We start from the raw sequence: 9,153 nt of genomic DNA on the forward strand, positions 1-9,153 counted from the left end.
CGTCTGTAGCCCGGATGCAATCCGGGACGCCTGTGCCTGCCAACCCCGGATTGCATCCGGGCTACGAGGCTGAGGCAGTGCGCTAGAACCTGGCTCCGAGCCGTTCCAGTGGTAGCACGTGTGGTGGGAATTGGGCGACGATCTCGGCCAGTGGCATCGGTTTGCTGAACAGGTAGCCCTGCACCTGATCACAGCCGCGCTCCCTGAGGAAGGCCAGTTGCTCGGTGGTTTCCACGCCTTCGGCCACCACCTTGAGGTGCAGAGCATGGGCCATGGCGATGATGGCGTGGACGATTTCGCGATCCTGGTTCGAGTTGACGACGTCCTGAATGAAGCAGCGATCGATCTTCAGCGTGTCCAGTGGTAGTCGGCGCAGGTAGGCCAGCGAGGAGTAGCCGGTGCCGAAGTCGTCGATGGACAGGCTGACGCCCAGCCCGCGAATCCTTTCCAGCAGATTGATGGCCCGGTTGATGTTGCTCAGCAGGGCGCTTTCGGTCACCTCCATTTCCAGCCGTTGGCCTGAACAGTGGGTGTCGTGAAGTATCTGCTCGATGCGATCCGGGAGATGGTCGTTGGCCAGGTTCAGCGCCGAGCAGTTCACCGCGACTTTCAACTGCGGGTAGCCCATCTGGTTGAGGTAGTGCAGGTCATGGCAGGCCTGCTGCATCACCCAGTCGTCGAGCTGGGCGATGAAGCCGTTGGCTTCGGCGATGGAGATGAAGCGATCCGGTGTCAGCAGGCCATGCTGAGGATGCTTCCAGCGCACCAGGGCTTCGAGCTTGGTCAGTTCGCCGCTATTGAGGTCGACGATCGGTTGGTAATAGAGCAGCAGCTCGTTGCCCTGTTGCAGGCAGTTCCGCAGGTCTTCCTCCAGTTGCAGCTCGAAGGAGGCCTTCTGCCGCAGGTGTGGGTTGAAGAAGTGCATCGCATTGCGCCCACTGCCCTTGGACTGGTAGAGCGCCAGATCGGCATGCTTGAGCAGTTCGTCGGGGTTGTTGCCGTCCTGGGGGTACAGGCTGATACCGATGCTGGTGGTCATCACCAGCTTGCGGCCGCTGAGAAAGATCGGCTCTTGCATCTGTTCCAGCAGGCGCGTGGCGAGCAGCCGTGGTGCGATGTCGCTGTCGAGGCTGGCCACCACGCAGAACTCGTCGCCGCCGAAGCGGGCGATGATGTCGCGCTCGCGCAGCGCGCCACGAATGCGCAGGGCGACCACACGCAGGAGTTCGTCGCCGGAGTCATGGCCAAGGGTGTCGTTGATGCGCTTGAAGTGATCGATGTCGAGGAACATCACTGCCAGATTTCGTCCGGTCACCGCGTGTTCTTCCAGGGCGGCGGCGAACACCCGGTTGAAGCCGCGGCGGTTGAGCAGTTCGGTCAGTGGGTCGAAGTGGGCCACCTGTTCCAGCGTGGCGCGGGCATTGTCCAGTTGCGCCAGCAGGGCATTGACGCGCTGCAGGTCGCGCTCCTTGTCGTCGAGCTTGCGCCCGATCCAGGTGGCGATCAGGCTCAAGCTGAGAATCAGCAAGGTGATCGAGGCGACGCTCAGTACCAGTTGCAGGCTGTTGTCGGCACGGCGCATCAGCAGGGGCGTGCCGTCCGGCACCACCAGATGCATGCTGGCCATGCCGGTGTAGTGCATGGAGGTGATGGCCGCGCCCATGACCAGTGCTGCCGAGTATTTCAACCAACGCTGGTGGCGCTGCATGCTGGAGCGAAAATACTCGGTGAGCAGCAAGGCGGCGAAGCTGGCGGCAATGGCGATGGCGATGGCGATGGACAGGGCGAACAGGCCGCCGTGGTAGTAGGCCTCCGCGGGTGAGCGGATGGCGGCCATGCCGCTGTAGTGCATGGCGGCGATACCGCTGCCGATGATGCAGGCCGCCAGGATTTGCCGGTGCAGGCCCGGGCGGGCCTGGGCCATGCAGCTCAGCGCCAGTAATGCCGCGGCCAGGGCGACCAGCAGGGAGAACAGGGTGGTGGGCAGGTCGTAGCGGATGGCCACTGGCGCCTGGAACGCCAACATGCCGATGAAATGCATGCTCCAGATGCCGCCGGCCAGGCACAGGGCGCCGACCAGCACCCAGGTCACGCGCATGCTCCGGCGCTGCATGTAGTCGAGTTGCTTGGTGATGTTCAGCGTACACAGGCTGCCGATCGTGGCGATCACGTAGGACAGCAGCACCAGCCAGGGATCATGACGGCATTCGAGCAGCAACTGGCCGGTGGCAGGTAAATCTCCAAGAAAACGAATAGACAACCCTTCCATAGTCACCCTTGCCTTGTAGAACCCCCTGCGATGTCAGCGTTTTCTGACGCTGGCGGGGCAATGCGGTAGCCGCACCTGGGTTATAGGTCATAGCGCTATTCATTGGGTTTAGCATGCAAATCCATGCTTTGCTCAATATCTGAGCAGTTTTTGCCGCCGCAACATTGCATGACATAAATCAAGCGAATGTTCGCAGACAGCGTGAGGAAAACTGCCTAGATTGCCGGCTCCGGTGGTTGGCCGGTGCTGCCAGGGGGGCGGCGCCACACAGGCCTGGCACTGACACAAGGAGATGGCAAGCCATGCAACCTGATCAGCAAGCCCCGAATGCCTGGCGCATTCTGTTCCTGCTCTTTCTCGCCAACCTGTTCAACTTCTTCGACCGCACCATCCCGGCCATCATCATCGAGCCTATACGCCTGGAGTGGAGCCTGAGCGATCTGCAGCTCGGGCTGATCGGTACCGCGTTCACCATCGTCTATGCCATCGCCGGCGTGCCGCTGGGACGGATGGCCGATACCGGCTCGCGGCGCAAGATCATGGGCTGGGGGCTGGCCGCCTGGAGCGGGCTGACGGCGCTCAATGGCATGGCCTGGAACTTCTGGAGCTTCTTGCTGATTCGTATGGGCATCGGCATCGGCGAGGCCAGTTATGCGCCGGCAGCCAACTCGTTGATCGGTGATCTGTTCCCGGCGCACAAGCGAGCGCGCGCCATGGGCATCTTCATGCTCGGCTTGCCTCTGGGGCTGCTGCTGGCCTTCTTCAGCATCGGCGCCATGGTGCAGGCCTTCGGTAGTTGGCGGGCGCCCTTTCTCATCGCGGCGGTTCCGGGGCTGATCCTGGCGCTGTTCCTGTTCTTCATCCGCGAGCCGCAGCGCGGCGCGGCGGAGAGCACGCCGATGAGCCAGGAGCCGGTGGCCAATCCGTTGCGCAAGGTGCTGGCAATCCGCACCTTCTGGTGGCTGGTGCTGGCCGGGCTGGCCTTCAATTTCGCCACCTACGCCTGCAACGCCTTCATGGTACCGATGCTGCAGCGCTATTTCGGCATGGGCCTGCAGCAGGCGGCGATGGCCACGGGGGTGATCGTCGGCCTGACCGGGCTGGTCGGCCTGACCCTGGGCGGTTGGGTCGCGGACAAGGTGCACCAGCGCTGGGCCAACGGGCGCCTGTTGTTCGCGGCGCTGAGCATGCTTATCGGTACCCTCTGCACCGGCTGGGCACTGAGTGCGGGGCGTATCGAGGTCGGGGTGTTCGTCGGCGTATTCAGCCTGGGCTGGCTGTTCTCCTACAACTTCTATACCTGCGTCTACACCGCGATTCAGGACGTGGTCGAGCCGCGCCTGCGGGCCACGGCGATGGCATTGTTCTTCGCCGGTTTGTACCTGCTCGGCGGTGGCCTCGGCCCACTGGTGGTGGGCGGGCTGTCGGATCATTACGCCAGAACGGCGATGCAGGCAGCGGGCGCCAGCGAGATGAGCGAAGCCTTCAAGGCCGCTGGCCTGCATGATGCGATGCTGCTGATCCCGGTGGCCCTGTTTCTGACCCTGCTGGCCTTGCTCCAGGCCGCCCGCAGCTTCCAGCACGATGCCCAGCGCATGCGCGAGGGCATGGAGCAGGCCGGGCCGGTTTGAGGCGGGGAAGGGGGCGTTCGCGAAGCAGTACGCGGTGGGCGTTTTAGCGGAGCGTTGCGGTGCCAGGTTTGGCATGGCCTGGCGGACTGTTCGCCTAGGCTCCTGAGTCCGCCCTACGCTCCTGAATCTGCCTTACGCGGCCGGTGTTGCGGTACGCCCGGCCGCTGTCTACTGCCGGTTCAGGGCACCAGCAGGATCTTGCCGTCGCGCTCGCCGCTGGCGGCGGCTGCTACGGCGTCCTTGATGTGCTCCAGGTCGTAGGTGGCGGCGATGCGGGTCTTCAGCTTGCCACTGGCGATCAGTTGCACCAGTTCGCCGAACACCTTCATCTGCTGCGCCTGGCTGGCCTGCTGGAACCATTTGGCCAGCCAGAAGCCGCGCAGGGTCACGTCACGAAACACGAAGGAGGCCGGCGATACCTGGCAGGGCTGGCCGCTCATCATGCCGTAGTTGACCAGCACGCCACCGTTGCTCAGCGCCGCCGCCAGGTGGTCGGTGCTGGCGCCGCCGACCGCGTCTATCCCCAGGCGCACTTCGGCTTCGCCGGTTATCGCGCGAACGCGCTTGGCCAGGTCGGGGCCGTCGACCAGCACCACATCGCCGCCTTCGGCCTCGACGCCGGCAATCGCCGATTCCCGACGCACCACGTTGAGGGTCTTGAAGCCACGCAGCTTGGCCAGTTGGATCAGGTAGCTGCCGACGCCGGAGTTGGCCGCGTTCTGGATCACCCAGTCACCGGGCTTGAGGTCGACGAACTCGCTCAGCAGCAGCGAGGCGGTCGGTGGGTTGACTGTGAGCATGGCCAGTTGCAGCGGGTCGCTGTCTGGCAGGGCGATAAGCTTATCCGCTGGCGCGTTCATGGCGCTCACCCAGGTGCCGCAACCCACCGGCAGCAGCACGGTCTGGCCGACCTTGAACTGGCTGACGCCTTCGCCGAGGGCTTCGACGCGGCCCACGCCCTCGTTGCCACCGATCGCCGGCAGCGGCGGCAGCATGCCGTAGGCACCGGTCAGGGTGAGCACGTCGGAAGGATTGATCGGTGCAGCCAGCACCTTTACCCGCACCTGGCCGGCGTCCGGCTCAGGGAGGGTCAGGGCAACGGCTTCGATCACGTCTTGCGGCACCGGGCCGCGGTGTTGGTATTCGGCTTTGAGCATGGTGTTCTCCTGGCAGTGCAAGTCAGTCGAGCCAGTCTAGCTGGCATGACGCAAAGCGGAGTGAATCCTCTGGCATCCATTGTGGTGATAAGCGCGGAGCCGTCTATGCTCTGCCTTGTCGAGAACTGGAGCGTTGCATGGGTAGCGGGTGGTGGTGGATTGGATTGCTATGCTTGGCCTCGTTGGCGCAGGCCGAAACCCTGCATGTCGGTTTCGGTACGCACAAACCGCCTTACGTGTTCGAGGGGGAGCCGCGTGGGCTCGAATATGATCTGGTGAACCAGGCAGCGCGTCACGCGGGCTTCGAGATGGATGCCTACTATGCGCCCATGGAGCGCCTGCACCTGATGCTACGCCGCGGCGAGATCGATGCTATCGCCACTACCCATGAACGCAGCGGAGTCGAGGCCTACTATTCGGATGTCTACATCCATTACCACAATGCCGCCGTGGCGCTGACCAGGCGCGGCTATCGCATAGAGCGCATCGCCGATCTCGAGGGGCATTCGATCAGCGCCTTCCAACGCGCGCGCTGGCTGCTGGGCGAAGAGTTCCAGCGCATGGCCGAGCGCAATCCCGACTATCGCGAGGAAGCCAATCAGATCAACCGCAATCGCCTGCTCTACAGTGGCCGGGTCGATGTGGTGGTGGGTGACAGACGTATCATTCGCTATTTCGACGCCGAGGTGGCCGACCAGGTCGATGTGACCCAGCCCCTGACCTGGTACGACATCTTCGCGCCCACGCCTTATCGCCTGGGCTTTCGTCTCGATGCCCAGCGCCAGCGCTTCAACCAGGGGCTGCGCCTGCTGCGGGAGAGCGGTGAGTATGCGGCCATTACCCAGCGTTATGATGATCACTGAAACCTGAGGAAACCTTTGCATGGCTGTCGGGTGTCCGGTGCTGTAGCACTATGGACAGCCGTTCTTCTCGCGTGCAGGAGGTTTCGATGCCAGTCCCCAAGACCCTCGCCAGCTTCGCGCTGCTCGCCATGCTCGGCAGCCCGCTCGGCCTTGCCGAGGATCGGCAACTGCCCAGTGAACTCGGCACCCTGCAGGTGCATACCGTGGCCGATGGGCTGGCCAACCCCTGGGCGGTCGCCTTTCTTCCGGATGGGCAGGGCTTTCTGGTCAGTGAACGACCGGGCAATCTGCGCCGCATCAGCCTGGAGGGGAGGATTTCCGCACCGCTGGCCGGCGTGCCCGAGGTCTATGCATCAGGGCAGGGCGGTTTGCTGGACGTGGTGCTGTCGCCGGACTTCGCCACGGATCGCCTGGTCTACCTGTCCTACGCCGAAGCCGGTGACGGCGCGGCCGGCACCACGGTCGGGCGCGGACGTCTGTCGGCTGATGCCACGGCGCTGGAGGGCTTCGAGGTGATCTTCCGTCAGCAGCCCAAGCTGTCCAACGGTGTGCACTTCGGCTCGCGCCTGGTGTTCGACCGTGACGGCCACCTGTTCATCGCCCTTGGTGAGAACAACAATCGGCCCACCGCGCAGGCACTCGACAAGTTGCAGGGCAAGCTGGTGCGCATCTACCCGGACGGAAGCATTCCGCAGGACAACCCCTTCGTCGGCCAGACCGGCGCGCGTGCAGAGATCTGGTCATACGGCCATCGCAACCAACAGGGGGCAGCGCTCAATCCCTGGACGGGACGGCTATGGACTCACGAGCACGGCCCGCGCGGTGGCGATGAAATCAACATCCCCGAGGCCGGCAAGAACTACGGCTGGCCGCTGGCCACCCATGGCATCAACTATTCGATGCTGCCGATTCCTGAAGCGAAGGGGGAGGTGGTGGAAGGCACCGAGGCGCCGCACCATGTCTGGGAAAAGTCCCCGGCGATCAGCGGCATGGCCTTCTACGATGCGGAGCGGTTCCCCGCCTGGCAGCACAACCTGTTCATCGGCGCGTTGGCGGGCCAGGCGTTGATTCGCCTGCAACTGCAAGGGGATGAAGTGGTGCACGAGGAGCGTCTGTTGCAGTCGCTCGATGCGCGAATCCGCGATGTGCGGCAAGGGCCGGATGGCTATCTCTACCTGCTGACCGACGCCCCGAACGGGCAGTTGCTGCGCCTGGGGCTGTAGTCGGTCAACAAGGAGCGGGGCGGGGCAGGGGTTGCTGGCGTTGCAACGGCCCCGCAGGGCGGCTTACTTGCGGCTGATGGTGATTTGCCGAGTGCCGCCGTACTGCTGGCCGCTCACGCCCTTGGCAATCTGCTGAATCTCGCCGCCGCCGTTGAGGAAGGCGGCAATCTGTGCCTCCAGCGACTCGCGAGTGGCCACAGCCGCTTCAGGTTTGCTGGATTTACTGTTAGAGGATTTGACGCGCAGGGTAGCCATGAGCTTTCTCTATCTTTCAGTGGGCGGTCGGTGATTATGCCTCAAAGGGCGCCTCCCTGCTTGACTGATTGCCCCTGGGCTGTGCGCCACAACTCTTGCCCGAGCCGAAAAGCGCTTGCCACTCAGCGGCTTGCATGCCCGTGACCGGCTGTCGAATAAGCGCGGATACGGCCCGGTTGCGGCCGAACTGGGGTAGAATGCCCGGCTGTTTCAGCGAGGTGAAAACGCGATGGCCTTGATCGGGCGGATGAATTCTTTACAGGTGGTCAAGCACACCGACTTCGGGCTGTACCTCGATGGTGGGGCCGACGGCGAAATCCTCCTGCCCAAGCGCTACGTCCCCAAGGACACGCCGAGCGAAGTCGACGACTGGCTCAACGTGTTCCTCTACCTCGACAGCGAAGACAAGCTGATCGCCACCACGCAGAAGCCCAAGATCCAGCTTGGCGAGTTCGCCAGCCTCAAGGTGGTCGATATCAACCGCATCGGCCTGTTCCTCGACTGGGGCCTGGCCAAGGATCTGCTGCTGCCGCACTCCGAAGAGAAGCGCCCGCTGCAGCTCGGCGACTACTGCGTGGTCTACCTCTACCTGGACAAACGCACCCGCCGCCTGACCGCCACCGCACGCCTGGATCGCTACCTCGACCAGACGCCGGCCCAGTACCAGGTGGGGCAGGAGGTCGACCTGCTCATCGTCGAGCGCACCGACCTGGGCTTCAAAGCCATCATCAACGGCAAGCACTGGGGCCTGATCCACAAGAACGAACTGTTCAAGTTCGTGCGCAGCGGCATGCGCGAGAAGGGCTATATCAAGGAGCTGCGTGCCGACGGCAAGATCAGCCTCAGCCTGCAACCCATCGGCCGCGAAGCCGCCACCGGCCTGGCCGAGCAGATACTCGAACGCCTGCGCGAGCAGGGCGGCGTGCTGGCGCTGAGCGACAAGAGCCCACCGGAAGCCATCACCGCAGAGTTTCGTGTGAGCAAGGGCAACTTCAAGAAGGCTATCGGTGGCCTGTACAAGGAAGGGCGAATCCGTATCCACGATGACCGCATCGAACTGCTCGAAGGTTGATGCTGCCACGGCTTGAGTCCAACCGCGGCAACTCGCATAATGCGCCGGTCTTCTCGCCGGTGTAGCTCAGTTGGTAGAGCAGCGCATTCGTAATGCGAAGGTCGCAGGTTCGACTCCTGTTTCCGGCACCATAAAAATCAAAGGGTTAGCTTCGGCTAGCCCTTTGTCTTTTTTGGCGGTTGTCCCTGCTAGGCGATTTGGCTGGCCGGTGCGACAGATACCATCCTGATCGAAGCCATATTTATAGATCATCAAGACTGTCGGGCGCGTAAAGCGCTCAGGGCTTCTTCGCGCGTTGGGAGTTTGCGCTTGGCATCTTCTGGTGTGGTAGTGAAGCCTTCCAGGCGCAGGCTGGCGGCATAATTCGACTGGCGAATCTTGGCGTAGTAAGCCTTCTTGGCTTCCAGGGTCAGATTGGGCATGGCTCAAGCCTTGAGCGCGACAGGATGGTGATTATAGCGAATGCGGATCTCAGCATTTTGCACGTCTTTTTCGCTCAGTAGAGCGGCATGCAGCTTGCGGAGGTCGATCACGCGGAAGTCGGCAAAGGACGCGCTGGGCAGAGTACCGTCTTCTATCCACTCTGCCACTTAATCGGCCCGGATGCTGAGGAATCCCCACAAATCTACTCCAGCGCCCGAGCTTGCCGGTGAACCTCGTCACGTAGCAATAGCTCCATCTTG

The 9,153-nt window shown here is 63.1% G+C and carries 9 protein-coding genes and 1 tRNA gene; 5 read left to right on the forward strand and 5 right to left on the reverse strand.

Annotation, left to right across the window (positions count from 1 at the left end):
- Window positions 1-82 precede the first annotated feature (82 nt).
- Entirely contained in the window at window positions 83-2,269 is a 2,187-nt protein-coding gene (locus tag ACSVIK_RS11950; RefSeq protein WP_442444536.1) for a putative bifunctional diguanylate cyclase/phosphodiesterase, read from the reverse strand.
- A 302-nt stretch (window positions 2,270-2,571) separates the two neighbouring features.
- On the opposite strand from ACSVIK_RS11950, the gene ACSVIK_RS11955 reads away from it, so the two are divergent.
- A complete protein-coding gene (locus ACSVIK_RS11955; protein WP_442444537.1) occupies window positions 2,572-3,900 on the forward strand; it encodes a spinster family MFS transporter in 1,329 nt (442 codons plus the stop codon).
- Window positions 3,901-4,079: 179 nt separating this feature from the next.
- Here the strand turns inward: ACSVIK_RS11955 and ACSVIK_RS11960 are convergent, their stop codons facing one another.
- Complete coding sequence (locus ACSVIK_RS11960) at window positions 4,080-5,057, reverse strand: zinc-dependent alcohol dehydrogenase family protein (protein ID WP_442444538.1); 978 nt, start codon at window positions 5,055-5,057, stop codon at window positions 4,080-4,082.
- A 182-nt stretch (window positions 5,058-5,239) separates the two neighbouring features.
- On the opposite strand from ACSVIK_RS11960, the gene ACSVIK_RS11965 reads away from it, so the two are divergent.
- Window positions 5,240-5,920, forward strand: a complete 681-nt coding sequence (locus ACSVIK_RS11965) for a substrate-binding periplasmic protein (protein WP_442444545.1) — start codon at window positions 5,240-5,242, stop codon at window positions 5,918-5,920.
- 128 nt (window positions 5,921-6,048) lie between these two features.
- The gene (locus tag ACSVIK_RS11970) at window positions 6,049-7,143 is read left to right on the forward strand and encodes a PQQ-dependent sugar dehydrogenase (protein ID WP_442444546.1); all 1,095 of its coding nucleotides are present in this window, start codon (window positions 6,049-6,051) and stop codon (window positions 7,141-7,143) included.
- A gap of 63 nt (window positions 7,144-7,206) precedes the next feature.
- Here ACSVIK_RS11970 and ACSVIK_RS11975 read toward each other — a convergent pair whose 3' ends face one another.
- A complete protein-coding gene (locus ACSVIK_RS11975) occupies window positions 7,207-7,398 on the reverse strand; it encodes a hypothetical protein (protein WP_268182859.1) in 192 nt (63 codons plus the stop codon).
- Between the two features lie 229 nt (window positions 7,399-7,627).
- Between ACSVIK_RS11975 and ACSVIK_RS11980 the strand changes: the two genes are divergently transcribed.
- Both ACSVIK_RS11980 and ACSVIK_RS11985 read left to right on the forward strand, forming a co-directional pair.
- Window positions 7,628-8,470 carry a CvfB family protein gene (locus tag ACSVIK_RS11980; RefSeq protein ID WP_442444539.1) on the forward strand — a complete coding sequence of 281 codons (843 nt, stop codon included), beginning with the start codon at window positions 7,628-7,630 and terminating at the stop codon, window positions 8,468-8,470.
- 55 nt (window positions 8,471-8,525) lie between these two features.
- Window positions 8,526-8,601: transfer RNA gene (locus tag ACSVIK_RS11985), tRNA-Thr, on the forward strand.
- Window positions 8,602-8,721: 120 nt separating this feature from the next.
- Here ACSVIK_RS11985 and ACSVIK_RS11990 read toward each other — a convergent pair.
- Entirely contained in the window at window positions 8,722-8,892 is a 171-nt protein-coding gene (locus ACSVIK_RS11990) for a YhfG family protein (protein WP_442444540.1), read from the reverse strand.
- A gap of 3 nt (window positions 8,893-8,895) precedes the next feature.
- Window positions 8,896-9,060 (reverse strand): hypothetical protein, encoded by a 165-nt coding sequence (locus tag ACSVIK_RS11995; RefSeq protein ID WP_442444541.1) that lies wholly within the window; start codon window positions 9,058-9,060, stop codon window positions 8,896-8,898.
- Between the last annotated feature and the right edge of the window lie 93 nt (window positions 9,061-9,153).

Origin of the sequence: Pseudomonas sp. NCHU5216, from assembly GCF_052156495.1 — a bacterium.
Lineage (GTDB): Bacteria > Pseudomonadota > Gammaproteobacteria > Pseudomonadales > Pseudomonadaceae > Aquipseudomonas.